The organism is Nocardiopsis sp. Huas11 (assembly GCF_003634495.1).
GTDB lineage: Bacteria > Actinomycetota > Actinomycetes > Streptosporangiales > Streptosporangiaceae > Nocardiopsis.
Genome location: NZ_RBKY01000001.1, coordinates 3126554 through 3151481 on the forward strand (window position 1 = coordinate 3126554; position 24928 = coordinate 3151481).

26 protein-coding genes and 3 tRNA genes are annotated in these 24928 nt (G+C 71.8%); 20 read left to right on the forward strand and 9 right to left on the reverse strand.

Annotated elements, in window-relative coordinates; translation table 11 throughout:
* Window positions 1-157: 157 nt before the first annotated feature.
* The 4 genes from DFP74_RS14180 (at window position 158) to DFP74_RS14195 (ending at window position 3583) form a co-directional block, all read left to right on the forward strand.
* A complete protein-coding gene (locus DFP74_RS14180; protein ID WP_121182136.1) occupies window positions 158-550 on the forward strand; it encodes a PPOX class F420-dependent oxidoreductase in 393 nt (130 codons plus the stop codon).
* A 125-nt stretch (window positions 551-675) separates the two neighbouring features.
* On the forward strand, window positions 676-1281 hold the full coding sequence (locus DFP74_RS14185; protein ID WP_121182137.1) for a TetR/AcrR family transcriptional regulator: 606 nt from the start codon (window positions 676-678) through the stop codon (window positions 1279-1281).
* Between the two features lie 33 nt (window positions 1282-1314).
* On the forward strand, window positions 1315-3090 hold the full coding sequence (locus DFP74_RS14190) for an MDR family MFS transporter (RefSeq protein WP_233570982.1): 1776 nt from the start codon (window positions 1315-1317) through the stop codon (window positions 3088-3090).
* A gap of 235 nt (window positions 3091-3325) precedes the next feature.
* Window positions 3326-3583, forward strand: a complete 258-nt coding sequence (locus tag DFP74_RS14195; protein ID WP_121182138.1) for a PspC domain-containing protein — start codon at window positions 3326-3328, stop codon at window positions 3581-3583.
* Window positions 3584-3813: 230 nt separating this feature from the next.
* Here the strand turns inward: DFP74_RS14195 and DFP74_RS14200 are convergent, their stop codons facing one another.
* Both DFP74_RS14200 and DFP74_RS14205 read right to left on the reverse strand, forming a co-directional pair.
* Entirely contained in the window at window positions 3814-5121 is a 1308-nt protein-coding gene (locus tag DFP74_RS14200; RefSeq protein WP_233570983.1) for an MFS transporter, read from the reverse strand.
* A 659-nt stretch (window positions 5122-5780) separates the two neighbouring features.
* A complete protein-coding gene (locus DFP74_RS14205) occupies window positions 5781-6131 on the reverse strand; it encodes a metallopeptidase family protein (RefSeq protein ID WP_121182139.1) in 351 nt (116 codons plus the stop codon).
* 151 nt (window positions 6132-6282) lie between these two features.
* Here DFP74_RS14205 and DFP74_RS14210 point away from each other — a divergent pair, with 151 nt between their 5' ends.
* From DFP74_RS14210 to DFP74_RS14225, 4 genes are all read left to right on the forward strand, one after another.
* The gene (locus tag DFP74_RS14210; RefSeq protein ID WP_121188250.1) at window positions 6283-7794 is read left to right on the forward strand and encodes a metallophosphoesterase; all 1512 of its coding nucleotides are present in this window, start codon (window positions 6283-6285) and stop codon (window positions 7792-7794) included.
* Window positions 7795-7888: 94 nt separating this feature from the next.
* A tRNA-Glu gene (locus DFP74_RS14215) sits at window positions 7889-7961 on the forward strand.
* A 92-nt stretch (window positions 7962-8053) separates the two neighbouring features.
* Window positions 8054-8128 (forward strand) — tRNA-Asp (locus DFP74_RS14220).
* Window positions 8129-8155: 27 nt separating this feature from the next.
* Window positions 8156-8229 (forward strand) — tRNA-Phe (locus tag DFP74_RS14225).
* A 163-nt stretch (window positions 8230-8392) separates the two neighbouring features.
* On the opposite strand, the gene DFP74_RS14230 is transcribed toward DFP74_RS14225, so the two are convergent.
* The gene (locus DFP74_RS14230; protein WP_121182140.1) at window positions 8393-9274 is read right to left on the reverse strand and encodes an SDR family NAD(P)-dependent oxidoreductase; all 882 of its coding nucleotides are present in this window, start codon (window positions 9272-9274) and stop codon (window positions 8393-8395) included.
* Between the two features lie 75 nt (window positions 9275-9349).
* Between DFP74_RS14230 and DFP74_RS14235 the strand changes: the two genes are divergently transcribed.
* Window positions 9350-9766 carry a helix-turn-helix domain-containing protein gene (locus DFP74_RS14235; RefSeq protein ID WP_121182141.1) on the forward strand — a complete coding sequence of 139 codons (417 nt, stop codon included), beginning with the start codon at window positions 9350-9352 and terminating at the stop codon, window positions 9764-9766.
* 66 nt (window positions 9767-9832) lie between these two features.
* Here the strand turns inward: DFP74_RS14235 and DFP74_RS35165 are convergent, their stop codons facing one another.
* Window positions 9833-10153, reverse strand: coding sequence for a response regulator transcription factor (locus tag DFP74_RS35165; RefSeq protein WP_370013374.1), 321 nt, complete (start codon window positions 10151-10153; stop codon window positions 9833-9835).
* Between DFP74_RS35165 and DFP74_RS33880 the strand changes: the two genes are divergently transcribed.
* The gene (locus tag DFP74_RS33880) at window positions 10152-10808 is read left to right on the forward strand and encodes a hypothetical protein (protein ID WP_199725989.1); all 657 of its coding nucleotides are present in this window, start codon (window positions 10152-10154) and stop codon (window positions 10806-10808) included. The genes DFP74_RS35165 and DFP74_RS33880 overlap by 2 nt on opposite strands.
* A gap of 99 nt (window positions 10809-10907) precedes the next feature.
* Here the strand turns inward: DFP74_RS33880 and DFP74_RS14250 are convergent, their stop codons facing one another.
* Window positions 10908-12416: a hypothetical protein gene (locus tag DFP74_RS14250; protein ID WP_199725645.1), complete on the reverse strand. Its 1509-nt coding sequence runs from the start codon at window positions 12414-12416 to the stop codon at window positions 10908-10910.
* A 60-nt stretch (window positions 12417-12476) separates the two neighbouring features.
* Window positions 12477-13586, reverse strand: coding sequence for an alcohol dehydrogenase catalytic domain-containing protein (locus DFP74_RS14255; RefSeq protein ID WP_121182144.1), 1110 nt, complete (start codon window positions 13584-13586; stop codon window positions 12477-12479).
* 161 nt (window positions 13587-13747) lie between these two features.
* Between DFP74_RS14255 and DFP74_RS14260 the strand changes: the two genes are divergently transcribed.
* Both DFP74_RS14260 and DFP74_RS14265 read left to right on the forward strand, forming a co-directional pair.
* The gene (locus DFP74_RS14260) at window positions 13748-15427 is read left to right on the forward strand and encodes a GAF domain-containing protein (RefSeq protein ID WP_121182145.1); all 1680 of its coding nucleotides are present in this window, start codon (window positions 13748-13750) and stop codon (window positions 15425-15427) included.
* 60 nt (window positions 15428-15487) lie between these two features.
* Complete coding sequence (locus DFP74_RS14265) at window positions 15488-15994, forward strand: hypothetical protein (protein ID WP_121182146.1); 507 nt, start codon at window positions 15488-15490, stop codon at window positions 15992-15994.
* 31 nt (window positions 15995-16025) lie between these two features.
* Here the strand turns inward: DFP74_RS14265 and DFP74_RS14270 are convergent, their stop codons facing one another.
* Both DFP74_RS14270 and DFP74_RS14275 read right to left on the reverse strand, forming a co-directional pair.
* Window positions 16026-17213: an FAD-dependent monooxygenase gene (locus DFP74_RS14270; protein WP_121182147.1), complete on the reverse strand. Its 1188-nt coding sequence runs from the start codon at window positions 17211-17213 to the stop codon at window positions 16026-16028.
* Window positions 17214-17218: 5 nt separating this feature from the next.
* Complete coding sequence (locus DFP74_RS14275; protein WP_121182148.1) at window positions 17219-17851, reverse strand: TetR/AcrR family transcriptional regulator; 633 nt, start codon at window positions 17849-17851, stop codon at window positions 17219-17221.
* Window positions 17852-18086: 235 nt separating this feature from the next.
* Between DFP74_RS14275 and DFP74_RS14280 the strand changes: the two genes are divergently transcribed.
* From DFP74_RS14280 to DFP74_RS14315, 8 genes are all read left to right on the forward strand, one after another.
* Window positions 18087-19124, forward strand: a complete 1038-nt coding sequence (locus DFP74_RS14280) for an iron-siderophore ABC transporter substrate-binding protein (protein ID WP_121182149.1) — start codon at window positions 18087-18089, stop codon at window positions 19122-19124.
* A gap of 12 nt (window positions 19125-19136) precedes the next feature.
* The gene (locus DFP74_RS14285) at window positions 19137-20189 is read left to right on the forward strand and encodes an iron ABC transporter permease (RefSeq protein ID WP_121182150.1); all 1053 of its coding nucleotides are present in this window, start codon (window positions 19137-19139) and stop codon (window positions 20187-20189) included.
* A complete protein-coding gene (locus tag DFP74_RS14290; RefSeq protein WP_199725647.1) occupies window positions 20186-21235 on the forward strand; it encodes an iron chelate uptake ABC transporter family permease subunit in 1050 nt (349 codons plus the stop codon). Before DFP74_RS14285 ends, DFP74_RS14290 begins: the two co-directional genes overlap by 4 nt.
* 1 nt (window position 21236) lies before the next feature.
* Window positions 21237-22073 (forward strand): ABC transporter ATP-binding protein, encoded by an 837-nt coding sequence (locus DFP74_RS14295; RefSeq protein ID WP_121182151.1) that lies wholly within the window; start codon window positions 21237-21239, stop codon window positions 22071-22073.
* A 145-nt stretch (window positions 22074-22218) separates the two neighbouring features.
* Window positions 22219-22803: a hypothetical protein gene (locus tag DFP74_RS14300; protein WP_121182152.1), complete on the forward strand. Its 585-nt coding sequence runs from the start codon at window positions 22219-22221 to the stop codon at window positions 22801-22803.
* Between the two features lie 30 nt (window positions 22804-22833).
* Complete coding sequence (locus tag DFP74_RS34905; protein ID WP_255499455.1) at window positions 22834-22956, forward strand: hypothetical protein; 123 nt, start codon at window positions 22834-22836, stop codon at window positions 22954-22956.
* Window positions 22957-23119: 163 nt separating this feature from the next.
* Complete coding sequence (locus DFP74_RS14310) at window positions 23120-23614, forward strand: hypothetical protein (RefSeq protein WP_147453869.1); 495 nt, start codon at window positions 23120-23122, stop codon at window positions 23612-23614.
* A 46-nt stretch (window positions 23615-23660) separates the two neighbouring features.
* Complete coding sequence (locus tag DFP74_RS14315; protein ID WP_233570984.1) at window positions 23661-24467, forward strand: alpha/beta fold hydrolase; 807 nt, start codon at window positions 23661-23663, stop codon at window positions 24465-24467.
* Between the two features lie 4 nt (window positions 24468-24471).
* Here the strand turns inward: DFP74_RS14315 and DFP74_RS14320 are convergent, their stop codons facing one another.
* Window positions 24472-24879, reverse strand: a complete 408-nt coding sequence (locus DFP74_RS14320; protein WP_121182155.1) for an RNA-binding S4 domain-containing protein — start codon at window positions 24877-24879, stop codon at window positions 24472-24474.
* Window positions 24880-24928: the final 49 nt, after the last annotated feature.

A 24928-nucleotide genomic window follows, 5' to 3' on the forward strand; every position in this document is an offset into this window, starting at 1 on the left:
AGGCCGAGCGACGACGTCGCCCTGGCGGTGGCCTCCTCCCCGGTGGTGGGGTGGGACGCGGGGCCGATGCCCTGAGCCGGCAGGGCGAGCCGCCTTGGCGCCGACCGGCGGGCTTGGTCTACTCAAGTCGATCGACAGCGACGTTGTGGAGGAAACCATGGCAGTGGTACCCGAGGACCGGCAGGACATCCTCACCAAGCCCTCGTTCGGGCACGTGGCCACGCTCGGCCCGAAGGGCGAGCCGCAGGTGAACCCCGTGTGGATCGACTGGGACGGGGAGTTCCTCAAGTTCAGCCAGACCAAGACCCGGCAGAAGATCCGCAACATGGGGCGCGACGGGCGGATCTCGGTGTCGGTGCAGGACCCCGAGAACCCCTACCAGTACGTGGAGGTGCGCGGGGAGGTCGACCGGATCGAGGACGACCCGGGCAACGCCTTCATCAACGCGATGGCCAAGAAGTACCTCAACGAGGACGTCTATCCGTGGCACCAGCCGGGGGACGAGCGGGTGATCGTGTACGTCCGCCCCGTGCACTCGACGAAGATGTAGCAGGCGCGTCTTCCGTGAACGGCTCCGCCCTCGGGCGGGGCCGTTCTCTTGCGTCCAGTGAAATAATTCATCTTGAGAAAGCTTGCAGGGCGTGCAACTATTGTCGGTGTACGGGGGAGGAACGCATGGGGCTGCGTGAGCGGAAGAAGACGGCCACACGGCGTGCCCTCCAGGAAGCGGCCCTGGAGCTCTTCCTGGAGCGCGGCCTGGAGAACGTGACGGTGGAGGAGATCGCGGCCGCGGCCGACGTCTCGCCGCGGACGTTCTTCAACTACTTCGCCTCGAAGGAAGAGGCGGTTCTCGGCGACCTCCCCGCCCGCCCCGACGAACCGGCACGGCAGGAGTTCGCCTCCGGCGGCCCCTCCGGCGACTTCGTCGAGGACCTCATCACCATGCTGACATCGTTCCTGGTCAACACCGAAGACCTCGTCTCGCACCGGCGCAGGATGCGGATGCGCAAGCAACTCATGGAACGCGAGCCCCAGCTCGCCCGCGGCTTCTTCGGCCACTTCCACACGGTGGAACTCGAAGTGGCCGCGGTCATCGCCGAGCGGCGGGGCGACCCGCCGGGGGACAACCGCCCGTTCGTGGTCGCCGCCGCGGCCATGGCGGTGATGCGACAGACCATGAAGCGCCTCCACTTCGAGGAGGGCGAGCAGCTCGCGGACGTCCGCGCCCAGCTGCGCGACGCCTTCCGACAGCTCGGAGAGGCCTTCGGCCCCGTCCGTTGACCCGGGACGCCTCCTGAAGGCGATCGGAGTCCCATGTCCACACCCACCGCGCCGCCGGAAGAGCCCGGCGTCGACCGGTCACGGCTTCGCTGGATCTTCCTGGCGATCATCCTCACGATGCTGCTGGCCGCGCTGGACCAGACCATCGTGGCGACGGCCCTGCCCACCATCGTCGGCGAGCTCAACGGCCTGGAGCACCTCTCCTGGGTCGTGACGGCCTACATGTTGGCGGCCACCGTCGGCATGCCCATCTACGGCAAGGCCGGCGACATCTTCGGCCGCCGGCACGTGTACATCTTCGCGATCGCCGTGTTCCTCCTCGGGTCGGTCCTGGCCGGGCTCGCCCAGGACATGACCCAGCTGATCCTCTTCCGCGCCCTGCAGGGCATCGGCGGCGGCGGGCTCATGATCAGCGCGCAGGCGATCATCGCCGACGTCGTCTCCCCGCGTGAGCGCGGCAAGTACATGGGCGTGCTCGGCGGTGTCTTCGGACTGGCCTCGATCGCCGGCCCGCTGCTCGGCGGGTTCTTCACCGACCAGCTCGACTGGCGCTGGATCTTCTACATCAACCTGCCGCTGGGCGCGATCGCGCTGATCACGGCCGTGGTCACGATCCGCCTGCCCAAGCCGTCCGGCCCCAGACCCAGACTCGACTACCTCGGCACGCTGCTGCTGGCCGTGACGAGCGTGTGCCTGGTGCTGGTGACGAGCTGGGGCGGCCACACCTACGACTGGGTCAGCCCGCAGATCATCGGGCTGGCGGTGGGCGCGGTGGTCTCCGCCGTCCTGTTCGTGCTGGTCGAGCAGCGCGCCGCGGAGCCCATCCTCCCGCTGCGGCTGTTCCGGGACCGCGACTTCGTGCTCACGGCGATCATCGGTATCACCGTCGGCATCGCGATGTTCTCCACCGTGTCCTACCTGCCGACGTTCTTCCAGATGGTCAAGGGGGCGAGCGCCACAGAGTCGGGGCTGCTCATGATCCCCATGGTGGCCGGAATGCTCACCAGCACCATCACGACCGGGCGGCTCATCTCTTCCAGCGGTCGCTACAAGCACTGGCCGATCATCGGTACCGCCATCATCGTGGTGGGCCTGGTCCTGCTGTCGCGGATGGACACCGACACCACCTATCTCTATAACGGGTTCGCCATGCTGGTCATGGGCCTGGGCATCGGCATGGTGATGCAGAACCTCGTGCTCATCGTGCAGAACACGGCGCCCCAGCGTGATCTCGGGGCGGCGACGTCGGCCAACAACTACTTCCGCCAGATCGGCGCGTCCTTCGGGATCGCGGTGTTCGGGTCGATCTTCGTGTCCCGGCTCAACGACCGGATGGCCGACGCACCCGGTGGCGGTGTGGAGTTCGAGGGCGGCGAGGCCGGGATCAGCTCCATGACCCCGCAGATGCTCCAGGGCCTGCCGGAACCGGTGCGCGCGTTCATCGAGCAGGCCTTCGCGGGCGCGCTGCCGCCGATCTTTCTCTACGCGGTGCCGATCGCGCTGGTGGGCTTCGTGCTCTCGTGGTTCATCACCGAGAAGCCGTTGGCGACCACCATCGGTCCCGCGCCGGCACCGGAGTCCGAGGCCGGTCAGCAGTCCGAGGCCGACCCGGAGGTCGGCTCTGAGCCCGGCTCCGGCTCCGCGTCCGAGGTCGGCTCTGGGCCCGAGACCGGTCGGCAGACCGCGACCGGTCGGCAGACCGCGACCGGTCGGCGGCCGGGGTCCGGTCGGGAGCCCGGGGCCGACTCCGGGGCCGCGTCAGGGTTCGGGAGCGACGCCGAGACCGGCACGGACGCCGCCAGGAAGTGATCCCGTGACCACGCGGGAACGGTGAACAGCGGTACCGGTGCCACCACCAGGTGACACCGGTACCAGGATGTGCCCTACGCCTCAGGAACGCCCCGCGCCCCCGTGCCGTCTCATCCGGTACGGGGGCGTTTCGCCGCCCCCACCTGCTCCCTTCCCAGGGGGTCGGGGGGATGTCAGGGGCGGCCCAGGGCTGTCCCGGATGGGAATCGTCGTCGTGAGGAGGCAGTCTGGAGACATGAGCGAGAACTTCCCGACCAAACGATTCAGCCGTAGTGACTCCGACCGGTTCCTGACCGGTGTGTGCGGGGGCATCGCCGCCTACACCGGCGTCGACGCCACCATCGTCCGACTGATCTTCGTGGTCTTCGGATTCCTCGGTGGCGGCGTCTTCGTCTACATCCTGGCGTGGCTGCTGATGCCCGCCGAGAGTGAGCAGCGCTCCCTGCTGGAGCAGATCATCCGCAACTTCCAAGGAAAGCCGAGCCAGAGCTGATGTGGACCCTGAGAGCACACCCCGGGTGGCAGCGCCGCGACGTCAACGCCCCGCGTGAGGAGTGCGAGGCCGACGAGGCCCGCGACTCCTCCGGGGACGGCGGCCGGGAGCGCTAGAAGAAGCAGCGCCGAACGGACGACGATGGGCGGGAAGCAGGAGGCGGTGCCGGAAACGCCCCTCGGGCGACGGCAGGCCCTCCTCCCGCCAGGCGTGTCCGGCGCGGACCTCTCCTAGGACGCCTTCTCGGTCTGGTTCATGAGCTCGACCGTGCGGCTCGCCAACCGGGACCACGGCAAGGCGAGACCGGCCGCCAGGGCGATGCCCACGGCTCCGGCGCACACGACGACGATGTTGGGGTTGAACGACTCGGCGAGTAGGCCCGCGAGCAGGATGCCCAGACCCTGAACGGTCTGCAGGCCCGCCGCGACCAGGCCGAAGGCCAGTCCCCGGCCCTCCTTGGGCACGCACAGGACGAAGGCGGCGTTCGCGACGATCTGGTAGGAGCTGCACGCGCCGCTGACCGCCAGCGCCGCGATCATCAGCCACAGCGGGGGATCGAAGAGCCACAGGAGCAGTGGCACCGACGCCAGCACGGCCAGTGGGCCGAGCATGCGGATCCGCGTGGGCGGCGGGATCAGCCGAGTGAGGACGAACCCGCCGAAGAAGGCGCCGATGAACGGACCCGCCATGATCAGCCCCGCCGACGTGGGGCCGCCGCCGAGCTGCTCCGCCAGCGGGCTGGCCAACCCGTAGGGGACCATGTACAGGCCGGCGAGCCAGGCCATGAGCGCCAGGGTGCGCAGCCGTTGGTCGCCGAACACGAGCCTGGACCCGTCCCGGATCATCACCGGCAGACGAGGGCGCTCGGTGGCCTCGGCCCGCGGCGAGGGCCGCGCCCGCACACCGAACAGCACGATGAGCGCCGCCAGGACGATCACGGCTCCGTTGGCCATGAAGGCCATGTTGACGCCGAGCATGGCGGCGATGTAGCCGCCCGCGGCGAGTCCGGCCAGGGTGCCGACCTGTGTGGTGAGCTGCACGATCGCCAGGCCCGCGACGTAGCGCTCGCCCTGGACGATCTCGGTCAGCAGGGCGGCACGGGCGGCGGCGAACGGCAGCGTGGGCAGCACCGAGCAGAACAGCAGGCCCCAGATCGCCCAGAGGGGGACGCCCGGGATGCCGATCGCGAAGATGAGGGACGCGCGGAGCAGGTCGCAGCCGACCATCACGCGGCGCCGGGGGAGGATGTCGGCGACGCCGGACAGCAGGGGGCCGGCGATCAGTGGGGGCAGGAACGTCAGTGCCAGTGTGAATCCCGCGGCGAGGGGTGACTCCGTCTGCTGGAACACCAGCGTCACGGCCGCGATGTTGAGCAGGTTGGAACCGATGGTCGACAGGGCGTGGGCGAGCCAGAGAGCGCGGAACTCGCCGATGGCCATCACCTGGCGGTAGCTGCTCCGCCATGAGTCGTCCGGGGCGTTGGAGGACCGGGGTTCGTCCTCGTCTTCGGGTGTGTGGTTGAGGCGCGGTTCGGCCACCCGGCACTCCCTAACTGTTACATGGGTGAAATCACGCTGTGTCGTGTCTCAATGACCAACGGTTCCGGATGGTGGGCCGCGTCGCAAGCCCGTTCGGGAAATTTGTGTCTGTTTCGTTGCTGCGGGTGAGGGGGATTGCCGGGATTCGGCGCGCAACGGGGCCTGGGCGCTTTCTGGCGTTATCCCAGGTGGGGGCGGCATGCTTGGGGTGTTTGGGGTGATTGTGCAACTGTGTTCGGTCTACGAACTGTTCTCGGGCGGACACGCTCGGAACCCGAATGGGAATCAGGTTTCTTCAGGAACCAAGGACCGAAAGGTCATGCGTTCGCTTCGGTCTCTGATTTCGTTTTTCGGCCGGACCCGCCCCAGGTCCGTGCGACCGTTTTCGGTCCGCTTTCGGTCCGCGTGTTCGCTGCTGGGACGCGTGCTCGCCTGAGGGCCGTGTGGTCGCCATGGCGCCGTGCGATCGCTTGTGGGGCGCGTGTTCGCTCCAGAGGCGCGCGGTCCCGTCCTGGGGTCCTGCGGCTGCCTCCGGGGTGCCCGTCGGCCCCGCGCGCTCGCCTCAGGGCCGTCAGGGCGCTTGCGGGACACGCGGGCGGCCCGGCGTCAGCGGTCGCCCGCGGCTCCTGCGGTTCCCGTGGCTCTCGTGGCTCCCGCGATCACCCCCAGCCGAGGTCGCCCAGCCGCGCGTCGTCGATGCCGAAATGGTGGGCGATCTCGTGCACGACCGTCACGAGGACCTCCTCCACCACCTGTTCGGGGGTCTCGCAGAACGAGCAGATGTTGAGCCGGTACACGAAGATCTGGTCCGGCAGCACGCCGAAGTAGCCGTCGCCGCGCTCGGTCAGCGGGATGCCCTCATAGAGGCCGAGGAGCCCGTCCGGGGACTCGTCCTCGACCGTGATGACGACGTTGTCCATCAGGCGGGTCAGCTCCGGAGGGATCTGGTCCAGCGCGTCGGCGACCAGTTCCTCGAATTCTTCGCGTGCGATGTCCACCACGTCTGCCATTGTGCGGCCTCCGGGTGATTCGGTGCGACGGCGGGCGGGCCCCGGGGCCCGTGGTTCGGGCTTGCGACGGGTGGGGCGCGACGGCACAAAAGCACTCCGGGCGGGAGGAAGCGTTGGGAACGGGCCGCGTCACCGGCATGATGGGGGTGTGGTGTCTTGGGAAGCGATTCGTGCTTACGACTACCGTGCTGCCTTTGGCCGGCTGCGCGCCGGGCGCGCGTGGCGCTGGAGCGGCGTCGTCGTGGCGGGCCTGGTCGGAGGGTGGCTCGGGCTCGCGCTGGGCGGAGAGGTCGTCACCCCGATCGGGCCGGCCGACGTCACGCTCGGACTGAGCCCCCAGTGGGAGGGTGAGACGGTCGTCGACGTCCGACCGCTCGGGCAGTTGGCCTTCGACACGCACGACGCCCCGCTGCGGCTGCAGGCGACCATCTCCGACATCCGGCTGTCGGCCGCCGAGGAGATGTTCGCCGACCCCGAGGCGATCAACCGCATGGCCGCCGGTATCGGTTCGGACCTGCGCGCGGGCGTCATCTCGCTGGTGGTGCGCGCTCTCATCGCGGCCACGCTGGGCGCGGTGCTCATGGGACTGCTGCTGTTCCGGAGCGTGTGGCGGTCCCTGTTCAGCGGGCTCGTCTCGCTGGTGGTGCTCGTGGGATCCGGGGCCCTGGCGGCGTCGTCCTTCAACCCCAGCGCCATCGCCGAACCCCGCTACACCGGGCTGATCGCCGGCGCGCCGCAGGTCGTCGGCGGGGCGGAGGCCGTGGTCAGCCGGTTCAACCAGTACCAGGAGCAGCTCGCCGGGCTCGTGGGCAACGTCGCGATGATCTACGAGGCCACGTCGACGCTGCCGGTGTACGAGGAGGACGAGTCGGTGGTCCGGGTCCTCCACGTGTCCGACATCCAGCTCAACCCGGCCTCGTGGAGCATCATCCGCACGCTGCGCGAGCAGTACGCGGTGGACGTGGTCGTGGACTCGGGCGACTTGACCGACCGGGGCAGCGCGGCCGAGGACGTCTTCGCCGACGAGATCGCCGACCTGGAGGTCCCGTACGTGTGGGTGCGCGGCGAGCACGACTCCATGGGCACCCAGCGCGCGGTCGAGTCCCAGCCGAACGCGGTGGTGCTGGACGACGACATCGAGGAGGTCGCGGGGCTGACGTTCTACGGGGCGGGCGACCCCCGGTACACGCCGGACGCGACCCGGCTCAACCCGGACGAGGCGGGCGTGGCGGACCAGGGCGAGGAGCAGGCGGAGGCGGTGAGCCGGTCCGGGGACGAGGTCGACGTCGCGGTGCTGCACACCCGCACCCAGGGCGAGGCGTTCGACGGTGTGTCGCCTCTGGTGCTGACGGGCAGCGACCACATGCGCTCGACCGTCCTGGGCGAACAGGGGACCCGTTTCCTCGTTCAGGGGTCCACGGGCGGGGCCGGGTTGAGTGGGCTTGATCACGGCATGGGGCGGCCGACGCCGTACCAGGCGTCGGTGCTCTACTTCGACGTCGAGACCGGTCGGCTCCAGGCCCGCGACGACATCGACCTCGGCGGAGTCGGACTGACGTCGGCGCAGGTGGAGCGGCATGTCGAACCGGACCCGGATCGGGTCGTCGGGGACGAGCCGGAGGCGTCGGAGGACGATGCGACCGAACCCGAGCGGACGCCGTAGGGTGGGGGTTCGCGCAGGTCGGCTCGGGGCGCCCGAGGGGGCTTATCACTTTGGTGTTGGTGAGGATCTCCCCTATGCTGAACCTGTCACACGGGCCCCCATCGTCTAGCGGCCTAGGACGCCGCCCTTTCAAGGCGGTAGCGCGGGTTCGAATCCCGTTGGGGGTACGACGCGGTTCGAGCACTGCCGGACATCTGGCAGAATGAGTACCGCGACAACGCGCCAGGTCATCACGAGACCGGGTGCGACAACAGAACAAGGTCCTGTGGAGCAGTTAGGAGTGCTCGCCACCCTGTCAAGGTGGAGGCCGCGGGTTCAAATCCCGTCAGGACCGCTGCGAGATCGAGAGATCGTCGCACGCGGCTAGGTAGCTCAGTTGGTACGAGCGTCCGCCTGAAAAGCGGAAGGTCGGCGGTTCGACCCCGCCCCTAGCCACACGGTATGAGCAGCACCAACGCCCGGAAGCCCTTTGGCTCCGGGCGTTTTTCGTGCGCCGTTGACAGCAACGTGACAGCAACCGGCTCAGCCGAGCGCTTCCCCGAGCTTCCCCAGGGCCTGCCGCTTGTCGTCCAACGAGGCGTGCGCGTCGATCGTTCTCTCAGCCCGTACGGCCGGAGTGTTCGTCCAGGAGCGACCGGGTCACGCGGTCGAGGCGTGCGGCCTGGTCCGGGTCGAGTGTCGGGAGGGTGAGCGGCAGGACTTTGTGACGGTCGACCGCGGTGAGCGGCGCGTCCGGAGGGGTGTCGATGAAGCGGTGCACGGGTGCGACGGACGCGTCGACGGATCGGGCAGCGATTCTGGCGAGAGCGCCGACCGCGAGCCGGGCCGCCGCCGGGAGGACGGTGAGATCGCCGCTCCGGGTGAAACCGGGGTGGTACAGGACGTAGCGGACCGGGTTGTCCGGCTGCGCGGCGAAAGCCACGCCGAGGAGGTCGTTCGCGCGTCCCGCCTGCAGTTGGGCGGTGACCATGCCGTGGCCGTGTTCGAGCTGGAGGTCGTCCCAGTGGATGCGCCCCTTCCGCACGCCCACCCCGGCGACGTTCACGATGACGGGGGTCGCGCTTTGTCGCAGAAGGGGGCCGAGCTCGTGACTTAGCAGGTAGCGGCTGACGTAGTACAGGGCGAACACCCGCTCGAGGCCGTCCGGAGTGAGGGCTCGGGTCGGGCTCTGGCGGTTGGCGAAGAGGGTGAGCGCGTCGACGGCGGCGTGGCGCTTCGCGATCCACCGCACCGCGGCGCGGGTCTCGTCGATGCCGGCCAGGTCCACCTGGAGGAAGTCGATCCTGTCCCCGGCGCCGAGCCGGGCCGCGTCGGTGAGCAACCGCTCGCCCTTGGCGGGGTTGCTGCCGAGGACGACGACGGTGTCTCCGCGCTCGGCGCGGGCGAGGGCCAGCGACCGGCCCATGCCGTCCGTTTCGCCGCTCACGACGACGACGCGTGGACGGGTAGGGTCACCGGCGTCCGGGGCTTGCGGGCTCATGGTCCTCCTCGAGTGGCGGATACTGCGCACCACCATCATCGGTAGCCGCGTGTCAGCTGGGAAGAAGGCAGTTCTATGTCCGCTGGGAACACGGATGTGCCCTCCATCGTCGGTACGCCGCTGCCCAGTCCCGTGCCCGCCGACGAGTACGAGGCGTGTCCGGTGACCGACGTGCTCCGCCGGATCGGGGACAAGTGGTCGATCCTGGTGATCGTGCTCCTGGGCCGCCGCGCGCACCGCTTCAACGAACTTCACCGCGGCATCGAGGGCATCAGCCAGCGCATGCTGACGCGCACCCTGCGCGGGCTGGAGACCGATGGGCTGGTCCACCGCGAGGTCTTCCCCACCGCCGCGCCGAGCGTCGAGTACAGCCTGACCCCGCTGGGACGGACGCTGCTCGAGCCGCTCTCCTCCCTCGCCGACTGGGCGGTCGAGCATCACGGGGAGATCGCCGCCGCGCGTGAGTCCGAGAGAGCGGTTCGCCCGGACTGAGCTGGATCGACGCCCGCGAGCCCACGGGTTCCGGGCGTCTGTCGTGTCCGTGGGGTCCGGGTGGCGTCAGGGAGTGTCCATCAAGCGGTTCTCCCAGGCCCAGGCGGCGACCTCGATGCGGTTGCGCGGGCCGAGCTTGGCTTGGATGGCGGACAGGTGGTCCTTGACCGTGCCGAGCGAGATGAACAGCTCGTCCGCGGTCTCCTGGTTAGTGCGGCCCCGGGCGATCGAGCGGGAGACCTCCGTGGTCGCGGTCCTGGTGCCCGTGGCCGCCACGGGGGCGGCCTTCGCGGCCGGGGCGGCGCCCGCACGGGTCTTGCGGGGGTGGCGGGGACGCGCGATGATCGCCGCCGGGCGATGGCACGGTGGCGAAGGGGGCCCGGGCATGGGCATGGGCGAGTACCGGCTGGAGTGGGACGAGAAGGCGCTGACGGGTCCGGCGGACCTGTGGTTCCCCTGGCTGAAGGGCCAACCGAAGCACATCAGGGCTGAGCTTCAGCAGCTCGTGGCGACGGCCGAGCACGCGGTGGCGGAGTGGGCGGAGGTGCGGGAGGGCCTCGGAAACGAGCTCAGGCGGCTCGAGGCCGACCTCTCTGCGCCTCGCGGTGAGGTCGAGGTTCTTATCGGGGAGCTTCGCGGGGTGGTGGCCGGTCCTGGTGATCCCGAGGAGTTGGCCGGGTTCGCCGGGGCCGGGCGCGTGAGTCTGGCCGAACGGGCGCGCGTGTACGTCGTGGAGGGGGTCGGGCCCGGGGCCACACGGGCGGAGAACGCGATCGGCCGGGTGCGGTCCGGTACCGAGAGACTGAGCGCTTCGCTCAGGGAGATGCGCGGCCTCGCCGGGCGTATCGAACAGGCCCGGAAGGGGTGGGCACCGTCTCCGAGTGGGGAACGGCGCCCGGAGACGGTGAACAGGGTCATGGGGGACCATCCGCCCGGCGGTCTGCCGGAGGGCCGTCGGCGATCGGTGCCCGACGCGCTCCCGAGCCGCTGGCGGGACCGGGTGAAGGGTCCCGGACGCCGGAGCGGTCCCCGGTCCGGGTGAGCTCTGAGGCCGGGCGCGGAGCCCGCGGCCGGTGACGCGCGAGGGCCCGGACACGGGGTCCGGGCCCTGCGGATCGGTGGTCGACGCTTCGGAGCGCGGTCAGTTCTCCTCGACCCTGTTCTCCTTAGCCTTGTCCTCCTCCACCTTGTTCTCCTCCGCCTTGTCGGCGGTCGCCACCACGCCGGGGGTTCCCGCGCCGTCGGTCGGCTCCACCACGTCGGTGGACGCCATCGCGTCGGCGGGCTTCGCGCCGTGGTTGATCACGCCGTCGTCCTCACCGGAGAAGAACCGGCGCCCGTACACGAGCAGGCACAGCACGATGCCCACGGCGAAGCCCCACGCGGCGCCGTTCAGGGCCAGGACGGCTCCGGTGACGCCGGCGATGCCCAGGTCGGTGCGGCTGCGCGCTTCGAGGATGCCGACCTTGACGCTCACGAACCCCTGGATGATGAGCGTGAGGGCCAGCGCCACGCCGAGGACGGGTTCGAGGAGCGAGACGATCGGCAGCAGCCACAGCCCGGTGTTGGTGCCCCAGCGGAACGAGCCGGCTCCGCCGAAGATGGACTGCATCGCGTCGCGGCCCTTCTTGTACCGCTCCGAGATGGCCACGTGCATGGCCGCCCACAGGGGGCCGCACATGGTGACGTCCGGGCCGATGATGCCCATGACGGCGTTGCGCGCACCGAAGATCATGTGGGCGCGGTTGGGGTTGTAGGTGACCTTCTCGTCGGTGCGGACCTCGGAGGCCTCGTCCAGGACGGCGCGTGCCTGCAGGACGTCGCCGAAGACCACGATGTAGGCGGCGGCCACCGTGGGGATCGCGAGGAGCATCGTCATCGCCGGCGGGAAGCCCACGCCGAAGACCGTGTACTCCGTCCACAGCGTGACGAAGTCGGGTGTGGCGAAGCCCCATTCCAGCGTGGGCCACGGCGCCTCGCCGAAGAGGGGGGCGACGACGACGGCGAGCAGGATGCACGGCAGGATGCCGAGGCTGCCGACCAGCCGCAGCACCCGGCTGTGCCGCTGCGCCCGGGCGAAGCCCTTGGAGTACAGCAGCACGAAGGCCAGGCCGACGGCGATGGAGATGGTCACCGGGAAGGTCTCGAACCGGCCGCCCTCGGCGAAGACGCTCTGGACCGCGGCGAAGCCGGCGCCCACGACGATGCCCGCGCGCAGTGCGTTCGGGATGAAGCGCACCACCTTCGAGGCCAGGCCGGTCACCCCCAGCGTGATCGACAGCGCCGCGAGTACGAGTTGGAAGGCGATGAGCGCCTGGACCCGTTCGGGACCCTCGGGGAACTGCTGGCAGTAGACCATCAGCAGCGGAATGGCCGGGGTGATCCAGCCGGGCACGACCGGGTCGCCCAGCAGGTGGTGGGCCAGGTAGAGGAGGCCGTTGAGGACCACGACGGCGAGCGCCGCCTCGAACGGCATCCCGAGCAGTTCGGTCAGCAGCGGGATCGCGGACAGGTCGACCGCGCACATGACGAGGCCCTGTGTGTAGTCCTGCCACTGGAACCTGTAGTGCACGAACGGCAGGCGGACCTCGAACGGTCCCGCCTTCCAGTGCGGTGAGGCCGCGTCCGGCTGGGAGGGTGTCTGACTCATTGACCAGTGCTTTCGTGATCCCCGGGCGCGGTCGCGTCCGGGTCGGTGGCTACTCGGGGGTCACTCGTCGAAGACGATGACCTGGCGGACGGCCCTGCCCTCGGCGAGCTCGTCCATGGCCTCGTTGATCTCCTCCAGCCGGATCCGGCGGCTGATCAGGTGTTCCACGGGCAGTCGGCCCTCGCGCCACCACTGGGCGAACCTGGGGATGTCGCGTGCGGGGACGGCCGAGCCCAGGTAGGACCCGATGACGGTGCGAGCCTCGGCGGTCATCGTGAGCGGGGAGAGCCGGGCCATGGCGTCCGGGCTCGGCAGGCCGACGGTCACGGTGCGCCCGCCCGGTGCGGTGGCGGCGAAGGCGGTCTCGAAGGCGCGCGGGTGCCCGGCGCACTCGATGGCGTGGGCGGCCCGGACGCCCTTCTCCGCCACCTCGTCGGGGGTGTAAGCGTGCGTGGCGCCCAGCCGCCGCGCCAGGTCCAGCTTCTCGGGGAGCGTGTCGACGGCGATGACGTCACCGGCCCCCTCCGCGACGGCGGCCAGCAGCGCGGCCACGCCGACCCCGCCCAGGCCCACGACCATGACGCTCTCGCCGGGCTCGGCCCGCACGGCGTTGAGCATCGCTCCGCCACCGGTGAGCACGGCGCAGCCGAGGACCGCCGCGATCTCGGCCGGGACGTCGTCGTCGACGGGCACCAGGGAGGCGCGGTCCACGACGGCGTGGGTGGCGAAGCCGGAGACCCCCAGATGGTGGTGGACGGCCTCACCGTCGCGGGTGAGGTGGCGCGAGCCGTGCAGGAGCCGGCCGTCGTTGTTGGCGGCGCCGCCGGGTCCGCAGGGCAGTCGGCCGTCGGTCCGGCAGCCGTCGCACTCACCGCAGCGCGGGAGGAAGGTCATCACCACGCGGCGGCCGACGGCCACGTCGGTCACCTGCGAGCCCACGGCCTCGACGCGGCCGGCGGCCTCGTGGCCGAGCAGCATCGGGACCGGGCGGACGCGGTTGCCGTCCAGCACCGACAGGTCGGAGTGGCACACCCCGGCGGCCTCGATCCGCACCCGGACCTCGGTCGGGCCGGGGTCGGCCAGCTCCACCCGGGTGACGCTGAGGGGGGTCGACTCCGCGTACGGGCGCGGTCGCCCGATCTGCTCCAGTACCGCCCCGGTGATCTGCACCGTCGTCCGCCTCCTTCTCGGTCCACGCGCTGGTGGCCTGTGGGTCGTGGGGCCGCCCGGTCCGCACCACCGTGCGTGACCAGGCAACTTACGGAAACCTAACGCGGCGGTGATGTCAGCCACGATGTGCTGGTGTCCATTGATCGACGTACGCTGTGTGCATGGCGAACACCATGCGGCGCTCGCGGGAGGACCTGCTCAGGGTCCTGCTCGACACGGCCACCGACCTGACCGCCCTGCGGGACGTGGAGGCCGTGCTCCAGGCGATCGTGCGCCGCACGCGCGCCATCGTCGGCGCGGACATGGCCTACATCAGCCTCAACGACCCCGAGCGCGGCGACACCTACATCCGCCAGTCCGACGGCGTCACCACGCCCGCCTACCGGGCCCTGCGCATGCCGCTCGGGGTCGGTGTGCTGGGGCAGGTGGCCACCGGTCTGGCGCCCTTCCAGACCTCGGACTACCTGGACGACACGTCGGTCGTCCACGACCCCGAGGTGGACGAGATCGTGCGGGCCGAGGCGGTCGAGACGATCATGGGCGCCCCGCTCACCGTGGCGGGCCGGGTGATCGGCGCGCTCATCGTGGCCGAGCGGCGGTCGCGCCGGTTCGAGCCGGAGGAGGTGAGCTGTGTCGAGTCGATCGCCAAGCAGGCGGCGGTCGCGATCGACAACTCGCTGCGCTTCGAGGAGATGGCCCGCCGGGCCGAGCTGCTCAACGTGGAGCACCGGCGCAGCGCCGCGGAGCTGCAGCTGGCCACCCGGATGCTGGAACTCGACCGCAGGCTCCTGGACGCGGTGATGGTCTCCCCGGACGTGGGCCGGGTCCTCACCATCGGCCGCGGAGCGCTCGACGACGACCTGTACCTGCGGGACCCCTCGGGCGCGCTGCTCGCCACGACCGTGGACGGCGCGGCCCCGGACGCGGTCCCCGATCCCGGCACCGCCGTCGCGATCACCGCGGCGGCCGAGACCCTGGGCACCCTGCACACGGGAACGGTCCTGGACTCCGACGGCAGGGCGCTGATGGAGAGGGTCGCCGTGCACGCCGCCCTCGCCCTGCTGTTCTCACGCGCCGAGGAGGACGCCGACCTGCGCGGTCAGTACGAGCTGATCGACGACCTGCTCTCCGGCGCCGACCTGCCGCACGACCGGCTGGAGCGGCGGATGCGGCGGTGGGGCCTGCGTTCGGACGACCGCCTGTGGTGCGTGGCCCTGGACGTGTCCTTCGCCGACGCGCGGCGGTGCCGCCAGGTGCTGCGCGCCGCCGTCGGGCGGACCGTGATGACCGTGCACGACGACCACCTGTGCCTGCTCACCGCCTCGCCCGCGTGGGAGGAAGGGCTGCGCGCGGCGTTCGCCGCCCACGGCTGGCCGCTGCGGGCGGGTTCCGCGGGGCCGATCACGGCGCCGCGCGACCTGCGCGACGCGCACCGGCGGGCCTCGCTCGCCCTCGGGTCGCTCGTCACCCTCGACCAGGACGGCGTGCTCGACGGCGAACGGCTGGGCATGGTCCACGCGCTCCTCGACCTGGCCCGCACGGGCGGGCTCCCGCGGTCGCTCACCCGGGCCATCGACCCGCTGCTGGCCTACGACGACGAGCGCGGCGCCGACCTGGCCCGCACCGCCTTCTACTACCTGGAGACCGACGGCAGCGTCGCGCGGGTGGCCGAGCTGCTGCACCTGCACCGCAACACCGTGCGCCAGCGGCTCACCCGTATCGGCGTCCTGCTCGGCGCGGGGTGGGACGCCTCCCCGCGCCGCCTGGAGACGCACCTGGCGCTGCACGTGCGCGACGCCCAGGCGGGTCTGCGCCGCCCCGGGGGACCCGTGCGAACCTGAGCCGCCCCGCCGTGGTCCCATACGGGTGCCCCATCGACGACCCCACCAGGAGAGCGTTCCATGTCGGCTTCCCCGGACGACCGGCCGAGCGAGACCGAACAGCTCCGCCAGCGGCTCCAGCGCCTGGAGGCGCGCTTCCACGCCCACACCTACGACGCGGAACGGCTGCGGGCCGCCACGGCCCTGCTGACCGCGGGCATGGTCATCGCGCTCCTGTCGCGCCTCCTGCCGTGGGCGAGTGACGAGAGCTGGGTTCCGTCGGGTGATGACACCACGCTCTCCGCCGTCCTCCTCTGGGTGGGCCTGGCCGCGCTGGCGGGGGGCGTGGTGCGCTACCTGCTCCGTCCGTCCCGCTTCCTGCTGGGGGCGGTCGTGGCGCTGGCGTGTGTGCCGCCGGCCCTCCTGCTGGTCGAGTGGGCGGTGGCCGCCGCCGCTGCCGCGGAATCCGACTATGTCAGCGACGTCGCCGACCCGCAGACCGGCCGGTACTTCCTGCTGATGGTGCTCGGGTGCGCGGTGGTCGGGGGAACCGCCGCCTGGCTGCTCCGGGAGGAGCGGTCCTCCTGACCGGAGCGGGCGGGCGGCAGGGGCGGACCGCTCAGCCGCGGATCTGGAGCCGGCGGCGGAGGAACCGGCTCATGAGCGGGTTGGAGGCCATGCGCAGCGGCAGGTCGCGCAGCCACAGCCGGAACGGGTCCTTGGGCGCGTACAGGCCCTTGACCTGGCGGCCCAGGCGCTGCTTGCGCTCGGCCTCCGGGCGGATCCGCCCCTCCCAGGCGGCCAGGGCGGCCGCGATGTCGTCCGGGTGCTCCTCCAGAGCGGTGCCCAGGGCGTCCGCGCCGCCGACGGCCAGGGCCGAGCCGTACCCGGCGAAGAGGGTGACGCACCAGGCGGCGTCGCCCAGCAGGACCACCCGGCCGCGGCTCCAGCCGTCCACCTCCATCTGGCTGACGGTGTCGAAGTACACGTCCTTCGCCGTGGCGAGCTGCTCCAGGACCTGGGGCGCCACCCAGCCCATGTCCGCGTAGGCACGCGGAATCGCGGTGTGCGGGCCCTCGGCGAGTTCGCGGTCGGACTCGTCGGAGCGGTAGCCGAAGAAAGCCGCGGCCCCGTTCTCGCCCAGGTCGATGACGGCCAGGGTGCGGCCGGTGTCGGTGACCGAGGCGGTGGCGCCGGGCGCCAGGCCCACGGGCAGGTGGTCGAGCATGAACACGCCCACCATGTGCCGCAGGTCGCGGCGGTAGTCCGACTCGGGGCCGAAGACCTGGGCGCGGGTGGCCGAGTGCAGGCCGTCGGCGCCGATGAGCAGGTCGGCGGTGGCCTCGGTGCCGTCGCTGAGCGTGGCGCGCACGCCGTCGGCGTCCTGCTCGATGCGCTCGACGGTGGTCCCGTAGGTGAACTCGGCGTGCTCGCACACGTTCTGGTAGAAGACGTCCTCGATGTCGCCGCGCAGGATGTTGAGGTTGCGCTCGCCCGCCATGGCCCGCACGGTCGGTCCGGGCACGGTGAACGACTCCGTCCCGTCCTTCTTGACGTAGACCAGGGCGTCCGGGGTGATGTGCCGGTCGAGCAGGTCGGGCAGGACGCCCATCCGCTCGGCGGCGTCGTAGCCGATCCCCGCGAAGGCGACGGCGTAGCCGCCGCCGCGGCGCTGGGCGGCACGCTCGATGATCCGGACGCGCCAGCCCGCCTGGTGCAGGCGCAGGGCCGCGGCCAGGCCGGCGATGCCGCCGCCGACGATGAGGGCGCTCCTGGTGGCGGACGGCGAGGTGTCGTGGGTGGCCATGCCGGTCATTCCTTCCGAGGGGTGAGGCCCGCGGCGACGATGTCGATCAGCAGGTCCTGGATCTTGGGGAGCAGGGCGGGGTCGCCGAGGAGCTCCTGGTTGAGGGGCAGGACGAGGACCGCCTGGATCACGCCGACGATCACGGCCGGGTCGTGGTCGGGGAGCTCGCCGTCCTCCTGGTGGTGGGAGATGAAGTCCACGAGGGCCCGGGCCGGGTTGTCGGGCGAGGCGGTGAAGGCGGAGACGGCCCCCGGGTCGGCGGTGCCGAGCCGGCGCATGACGGCGGCCATCTCCTCGGGATGGGTCATGAGGCGCCGGTAGAGCGGGTCGGTCTCCAGCCGGCGCAGGGTGGCGTGCAGGAAGCGCCGCAGCCCCTCGCGGACGTCCCCGGTGCTGAGCAGGGCCTCGTCGACGACCTCGCGCTTGACGTCGGCGGACTGGCGCATCATCAGCTCCAGGTAGAGCGCCTCCTTGGCGGCGAAGAACTGGTAGAAGCTGCTCTTGGCGATGCCGGCGTCGCCGACCAGGTCCTCCAGGGAGGTCTTGCGCAGGCCTTGGGTGGTGAAGAGGCGCTCCCCGTTGGCGAGCAGCCGCTCGGTGATCCGGGCGCGTTCGGTCTCGCTGAAGGCGGCGGGCATGGCCGACTCCCTCCGATCTCGGTGGCGGGCAGCCCCGCCGTGTTGTGTCTATTTGAACAGATTAGATTTTTGTTTTCAAGCCCTCGTCGGAGCGAGGATCCGGGGTCCGGGGGGAGGTGCCGGGGGCCGCGGACGAAGTGCAGGTCAGGTGTTGTTAGCCTTGCCTAACCATCCCTCGCCGCGCCGACGCGGTCGGCGCGGGCCCGGCCGTACCCCCGTCGAGGAGACCCACCGCATGACCGCCCTGTCCAGACCCGTCCAGATCACCGCGGCCGCCTTCTTCGGCGTCGCCCTCATGACCGCCTGCTCCGGCACCGACGCCGGGGACGACGGCCAGGCCGGCGGCGCTGGCGGCGACGGCGCCTTCCCCGTCACCATCGACAGCGCCCTCGGCGAAGCGGTCATCCCCGAGGAGCCCGAGCGCGTCGTCACCTGGGGCTGGTCCGCGCAGGACGTCGTCCTGGCCCTGGACGTCGTTCCGGTGGCCATGCCCCGCAACGACTACGGCGGCGACGAGAACGGCGTCTTCGAGTGGGACGCCGACAAGATCGAGGAGCTCGGCGGCGAGCAGCCCACCGTCCTCTCCGGCGCGCACGCCGACGAGCCGCCGCTGGAGGAGATCGTCGAGGCCCGCCCCGACGTGATCCTGGCCCCCAACTCCGGCCTGACGCAGGAGGACTTCGACCGCCTCCAGCAGATCGCCCCCACGGTCGCCTACCCCGACCAGCCCTGGGCCACCACCTGGCAGGAGCAGGTCGACATCGTCGGCCGCGCGCTCGGCAAGGAGGACGAGGCCGCCGCCCTGCTGGAGGACACCCAGGCGCAGGTCGAGGCGCTGGCCGCGGAGAACCCGGAACTGGAGGGCACCACGTTCTTCTACGCGGCCGCCAACGAGGCCGACGTGCTCAACGTCTACCGCGAGTACGACCCCCGCGTGGAGATGCTCACCGACCTCGGCATGGAGCCCAGCGCCAGCGTGACCGACCTGGACACCGCCCCCGACGACTCGTTCTTCTACCAGGTCAGCTACGAGAACCTCCAGGAGATCGAGACCGACGTCCTGGTCATGTACTTCGCCGACGAGGCCGCCCTGGAGGAGTTCACCTCCGACCCGCTCGTCGCCGCCATGCCCGCCGTCCAGGAGGGCCGCTTCGCGCCGATCGTGGGCGAGGACTTCGTCATGGCCAGCAGCGCCCCGACCGTGCTGTCCATCCCGTGGATGCTCGACCGGTACGTGCCCGAGCTGGTCGCCGCCTCCGAGAACGTCGAGTAGCGCGGAACACCGATGACCACCACCACCGGGGGCGGCGCCCGCACCGCCCCCGCCACCCGATGGCCCGGGCGGCTGCGCGCGCCGCTCGGCTTCCTGCTGCTGGGCCTGGCCCTGGCGGTCGCCGCGGGGCTCAGCCTCGCGGTGGGGGCCAACCCGCTCCCGCCGGGCGTCGTGCTCGACGCCCTGCTGCGCACCGATCCGACCGTCCCCGACCACCTGGTCGTGGTCGAGAAGCGCGTCCCGCGGACCCTGGTCGGGCTCACGGCGGGCCTGGCCCTGGGGATGGCGGGCGCGGTGATGCAGGGACTGACCCGCAACCCGCTCGCCGACCCCGGGCTGCTCGGGATCAACGCCGGGGCCTCGCTCTTCGTGGTCGGCGCCATCGGTCTGCTGGGCGCGACCTCGCCCGGGGAGTACGTGTGGTTCGCCTTCGCGGGCGCTGCGGTCTCGGCGGTGGTCGTCTACGGCGTGTCGAGCTTCGGCCGGGAGGGCGCGACCCCGGTCAAGCTCGCCCTGGCCGGAGCGGCGGTCACCGCCGCCCTGACCTCGATCGTCACCGCCGTGCTGCTGGTCGACCAGTCCTCACTCGACCAGATGCGGTTCTGGCAGGTCGGGGCGATGGCCGCGCGGGGGCTGCCCGTGGTCGCGCAGACCACGCCGTTCATCGTGGGGGGCGCGCTGATCGCCCTCCTGCTCGGCCGCTCGCTCAACGGCCTGGCCCTGGGCGACGACGTCGCCCGGGGGCTCGGCCAGAACATCGTGCGCACGCGCGTCCTGGCCGCCGTGGCGATCGTCGCGCTGTGCGGCGCCGCGACCGCCTCGGTCGGCCCGATCGCCTTCGTCGGCCTGCTCGTGCCGCACGTCGCCCGGAGCGTCGTGGGCCTGGACTACCGGCTCATCCTCCCCTTCAGCGCGCTCGCCTCGCCCACGCTGCTGCTGGTCTGCGACGTCATCGCCCGGGTCGTGGCACGGCCCGGGGAACTACAGGTCGGGATCGTCACCGCGGTGGTCGGCGCGCCGCTGTTCATCGCGCTCGTGCGCAGGGGAAAGGCGGTGCGGCTGTGATCACCACCCGACCTGTCGGCCGGAGCCGGACCGTCCGCGCCGTCCGTCGGCGCGGCGCCCGGCGCGAGGCCGTGGTCACGCTCGTCCTCGTCCTGCTGCTGCTCGGCGCGGCGCTGGTGGGCGTGAGCGTGGGCCAGGCGTCGGTGTCCCTGCCCGAGCTGGTCGACCTGCTCACCGGGCGGGCCGACCAGGTCACCCGGTTCGTCCTCATCGAACTGCGGCTCCCGCGCCTGCTCACCGCGGTGGTCACGGGCGCCTGCCTCGGCCTGTCCGGCGCGCTGCTGCAGACCATCGTCCGCAACCCGTTGGCCAGCCCCGACATCGTGGGGATCACCCACAGCGCCAGCGCGGCCGGCGTTCTGGGCGTGGTCTACCTGGGCCTCAGCGGCCTCGCGCTGGCCGGTTTCGTGAGCCTGGGGGCGCTCGCCGCCGCGACGGCCATCTACCTGCTGGCCTGGCGCCAGGGCGTGGCCGGCTACCGGCTGCTGCTCATCGGCATCGGGGTGGCGGCGCTGTCCACCAGCGTCACCTCCTGGGTGCTGACCCAGAGCGACGTCCGCGACGCGCGCGTGGCCCTGACCTGGATCACCGGCAGCCTGGCGCGCTCCGACTGGCCCACCCTCAACCCGCTGCTGGGCTGCTTCGCCGTCCTGGTGGTGGCCCTGGTCCTGCTGGGCGGGCGCCTGCGCTCGCTCGAACTGGGCGACGACTCCGCCACCTCGCTCGGCGTGCCCGCCGAGCGGTCCCGGCTCTGGCTGCTGCTGACGTCGGTGGCCCTGGCCGCCTCGGCGGTCGCGGTCGCCGGGCCGGTCGCGTTCGTGGCCCTGGTCAGCGCGCCGATCGCCCGGCGCACCGTCGGCGCGGGCCGCTTGGCGCTGCTGCCCGCGGCACTGATCGGAGCGATCATCATGCTCGCGTCCGACCTCCTCGCGCAGTTCACGATCCCCGGCATCATCCTCCCCGTCGGGGTGGTGACCGGCATCGTGGGCGCGCCGTACCTTCTCTGGCTCCTCATGCGGACCAACCGGTCCGGGGCAGGTGGTTGACATGACCGACACCGGGTACACGGCCGGTTCCGCCGCGTTCTCCGCCCTGGCGGCCGAGGACCTGTCGCTCGGCTACGGAGACCGGACCATCGTGGACGGCCTGAGCATGGCGGTCCCGCCCGGCGTGGTCACCTCGATCGTCGGCGCCAACGGGTGCGGCAAGTCCACGCTGCTGCGCGGGCTGGCCCGCCTCCTGCCGCCGCGCGGGGGCCGTGTGCTGCTCAACGGCACGGACATCCGGACCCTGCCCACCCGCGACGTGGCCCGGACCGTGGGTCTGCTGCCCCAGAGCCCGGTCGCCCCGGACGGGATCACCGTCGCCGACCTCGTGGGCCGCGGGCGCTACCCGCACCAGGGCTGGTTCCGGCGCTGGACGAGCGCCGACGACGAGGCGGTCCAGGAGGCGCTGGAGGCGACCGGCACGCTCGACCTGGCGGAGCGGTCGGTGGACGAGCTCTCCGGCGGGCAGCGGCAGCGGGTGTGGATCGCCATGACCCTCGCCCAGCGGACCGACCTGCTGCTCCTGGACGAGCCGACCACCTTCCTCGACATCGCCCACCAGGTGGAGGTCCTGGACCTGCTGCTGGAGCTGAACCGGACGCAGGGAACCACGGTGGTGATGGTCCTGCACGACCTCACGCTGGCCTCGCGCTACTCCGACCACCTGGTGGCCATGCTCGACGGGTCGGTGTACGCGGCCGGCCGCCCCCGGGACGTGGTGACCGAGGACCTGGTCCGCGACGTCTTCGGGCTCTCCGCCCAGGTCTTCCCGGACCCGGTCACGGGAACGCCCAGCCTCTCGCCGCTGGTGCGCAACCCGGCGCACATGCCCACCTGAGGCGGGAACCGGGGCGGACTCCGCGGGATCCTCCCCTTCGACGGACATCCACGACACGGTCCCGCGCCGAAGGCGTCGGTCGAGGGCGGCCCCGCTCCACCCCGGAGCGGCGGCCGGACGGCGGGACGGGAAGGGACCTCCCACGATGGTGGACACGAACGGCGGCGACGCCGAGAGCGAGCTCCGGCTCAGCCGGCGCCTGGACGCGTTGGAGCGCCGGGTCGGCGACGGCGAGCAGGGCGTGACGCGCACGCGGCTCGCGGCCGGCGGCCTGGGAGCGGGGGCGGTGGCCCTGTTCCTGTCCCTCTACCTCCCCTGGGTGCGCGGCGAGGGGGGCCAGGGCCCCTGGTACGACGAGGACGGGAACCTGCGCCTGCGGACCGAGGACGTCCGTGCCGAGGGCACGGGCTGGGAACTCCTGGGCGCGGCGATCGGAGAGGGCCAGTGGTTGTTCGTCCTCTCCGTGCTGGTGCTCCTGCTGACGTCGGTCCTGGCGTTCGTCGGCCTGTTCAAGGACGGGCGCGGCGTCTTCGTCGCCACGCAGGTCGCGGCCTGGTCGGTGCCGGTCCTGCTCCTGATCTCCTGGCCGAGCAGCGGAGAGGTGTCGGACCCGCCCGGCACCGGGGGCGGGGTGTGGGCCGCGGTGTTCGGATGCGTGTTCGTCGCCATGACCGCCGCCGCCACATTCCCGGCGCCGTCCTGGATGGCGGAGATCCGCGGCTCGCGCTGAGGGCCGATCGGCCGTTCGACCGCCCGGGACGTGGTGACCGAGGACCTGGTCCGCGACGTCTTCGGGCTCTCCGCCCAGGTCTTCCCGGACCCGGTCACGGGAACGCCCAGCCCCTCGCAGCTGGTGCGCAACCCGGCGCACATGCCCACCTGACGATCCCGGGAAAGCATGGGCCCCGTACGCGGAACCATGGCCTCGGGTCCGGGGTCCGAAGGGGTGGAAGGCGCGAAGAAGACACCCCCCGCACGGAAGGCCCCCAGCGATGGCGCGCGAGCGTGAAGACCAAAGCGAATTCGACCGGCTGGCGAAGCGGGTGGTGCGACTGGAGACGCGGGTCCACCATCAGACCGAAGGCGAACGGCGTTCCCGCGCCGCGATCGCGGGCCTGGCGGGCGGCGCGACCGCCCTGCCGCTGTCCTTCTTCCTGCCGTGGCTGCGCGGCGTGAGCGCCCGGGGCACGCGGTTCACCGAGGACGGGGTCGCGATCCTGCCCGCCGATCGCTCCTCGATCACCGGCTGGGAGCTCATGGGAGCCGCTTTGGTCGATTCCCAGTGGTCGCTCATCTTCGTGATGGCGGTCGTCCTGGCGACTCTGGCGTTCGCGGTGGCGGCCCTGTTCACCGAGCGCGGGTGGGTCTTCGTCGCGGTCCAGGTCGCGGGGTGGTCGGTGCCGCCTCTGCTGCTGGTGTTCGGTCCGTCGGGGGAGTCCAGCGTGGGCCTGGGCGGCGGTGTGTGGATCGCCTCCCTCGGGGCCGTCGTCACAGCCTTGGCCGCGCTCCGGATCCGCTCGACGTGGGCCGACTCCTTGTGACGTGCGACGCGGCGCGATCCGGTCCGCGGAGGTAGTGTCCGGACTCGTGAGCCACGTGATCGCCGCTGACGGCACCCGCCTCTGGTACGACGCCCTCGGGGAGGGCGAACCCCTCCTGCTGCTCAACGGCCAGGCGCTCGACCACGAGATGTGGGACGGCGTCCACGCCGGCCTGGCACGAGGACACCGGGTCGTGCGCACCGACTTCCGGGGCACCGGCGGCAGCGACGCCCCGCTGGGGGAGCCCTACAGCCTGGAGCTGTTCGCCCGCGACGCCCTCGCGGTCCTGGACGCGCTCGGGATCGGCCGCGCGCACGTCTACGGTTTCTCGATGGGAGGCAAGGTCGCCCAGACCCTCGCCGCGCTGGCCCCCGAACGGGTCGGCGCGCTCGTCCTGGGCTCGACCGCGCCGGGAGGGGAACACGAGGTGGCGCGGCCCCGGTCCGCCACGCTGGCGCTGCGCCAGGCCAGTACGGCCGCCGGGCGCGACCTGATCGGCCCCCTGTTCTACACGCCGGAATGGGCAGCCGCGCACCCCGACACCGTCACCCGGATCCTGCCGCGCGGCCCGCTGCGCGCGCAGCGCCTGCACTTCGGCGCGAGCATGGGCTACGACGGCTGGGACCTGCTGCCCGCGATCGAGGCGCCGACCCTCGTCGTGCACGGCGAGGACGACGAGCTCACGCCGGTGGGCAACGCGGCCCTGCTGGCCGAGCGCGTCCCGGACGCCCGCCTGCTGACGTTGCCCGGGATGCGCCACGGCTACCTGCACGAGGACGAGCCGCAGGCCACCCGGGCGGTCCTGGAGTTCCTGCGCGAGCACAGTCTCGCGGACCACCCGATGCCGGCCTGAGGGGTCACACCGGCGGCGGGAACTCCGTGCGCAGGCGCTCCAACTGCCGGCGGTCGCGCTTGGTCGGCCGGCCCGCGCCGCGGTCGCGCCGCACGAACGGCACCGCCGCCTCCGGGGGAGGGGCGGGCGTCCTGTCGACGAAGCAGCGCGCGGCGACCGGCGCGCCGACCCGCTTGGCCAGCACGTGCGTGACGTCGACGATGCGCGTGGTCCCGTGCAGGCGCAGTCGGACCTCGTCGCCGGGCTTGACGATCGTGGCCGGCTTGGCCGGGCGGTCGTTGACGCGGACGTGCCCGCCACGACAGGCCTGGGCGGCGTCCGCGCGCGTCTTGACCAGGCGCACGGCCCAGATCCAGCGGTCGACCCGGGTGGAGTCGGGGCCGGGCGGCAGGGGAGCCGAGGACTCGTTCACACCGGTTCCCTTCTGGAGAGTGGAGCGTTCTCCGTCACTCTAGGACGGC

Bases quoted from the DNA above. Each gene is read 5' to 3' on its own strand.
- DFP74_RS14285 (WP_121182150.1), top strand. From the start codon at position 19,137: ATGACCACCACCACCGGGGGCGGCGCCCGCACCGCCCCCGCCACCCGA.
- DFP74_RS14260 (WP_121182145.1), top strand. From the start codon at position 13,748: ATGGCGAACACCATGCGGCGCTCGCGGGAGGACCTGCTCAGGGTCCTG.
- DFP74_RS14275 (WP_121182148.1), bottom strand. From the start codon at position 17,851: ATGCCCGCCGCCTTCAGCGAGACCGAACGCGCCCGGATCACCGAGCGG.
- DFP74_RS14230 (WP_121182140.1), bottom strand. From the start codon at position 9,274: ATGAGCCCGCAAGCCCCGGACGCCGGTGACCCTACCCGTCCACGCGTC.
- DFP74_RS14280 (WP_121182149.1), top strand. From the start codon at position 18,087: ATGACCGCCCTGTCCAGACCCGTCCAGATCACCGCGGCCGCCTTCTTC.
- DFP74_RS14190 (WP_233570982.1), top strand. From the start codon at position 1,315: ATGTCCACACCCACCGCGCCGCCGGAAGAGCCCGGCGTCGACCGGTCA.
- DFP74_RS14180 (WP_121182136.1), top strand. From the start codon at position 158: ATGGCAGTGGTACCCGAGGACCGGCAGGACATCCTCACCAAGCCCTCG.
- DFP74_RS14300 (WP_121182152.1), top strand. From the start codon at position 22,219: ATGGTGGACACGAACGGCGGCGACGCCGAGAGCGAGCTCCGGCTCAGC.
- DFP74_RS35165 (WP_370013374.1), bottom strand. From the start codon at position 10,153: ATGCCCGGGCCCCCTTCGCCACCGTGCCATCGCCCGGCGGCGATCATC.
- DFP74_RS14295 (WP_121182151.1), top strand. From the start codon at position 21,237: ATGACCGACACCGGGTACACGGCCGGTTCCGCCGCGTTCTCCGCCCTG.
- DFP74_RS14270 (WP_121182147.1), bottom strand. From the start codon at position 17,213: ATGGCCACCCACGACACCTCGCCGTCCGCCACCAGGAGCGCCCTCATC.
- DFP74_RS14265 (WP_121182146.1), top strand. From the start codon at position 15,488: ATGTCGGCTTCCCCGGACGACCGGCCGAGCGAGACCGAACAGCTCCGC.
- DFP74_RS33880 (WP_199725989.1), top strand. From the start codon at position 10,152: ATGGGCATGGGCGAGTACCGGCTGGAGTGGGACGAGAAGGCGCTGACG.
- DFP74_RS14185 (WP_121182137.1), top strand. From the start codon at position 676: ATGGGGCTGCGTGAGCGGAAGAAGACGGCCACACGGCGTGCCCTCCAG.
- DFP74_RS14205 (WP_121182139.1), bottom strand. From the start codon at position 6,131: ATGGCAGACGTGGTGGACATCGCACGCGAAGAATTCGAGGAACTGGTC.
- DFP74_RS14250 (WP_199725645.1), bottom strand. From the start codon at position 12,416: ATGAGTCAGACACCCTCCCAGCCGGACGCGGCCTCACCGCACTGGAAG.
- DFP74_RS14235 (WP_121182141.1), top strand. From the start codon at position 9,350: ATGTCCGCTGGGAACACGGATGTGCCCTCCATCGTCGGTACGCCGCTG.
- DFP74_RS14195 (WP_121182138.1), top strand. From the start codon at position 3,326: ATGAGCGAGAACTTCCCGACCAAACGATTCAGCCGTAGTGACTCCGAC.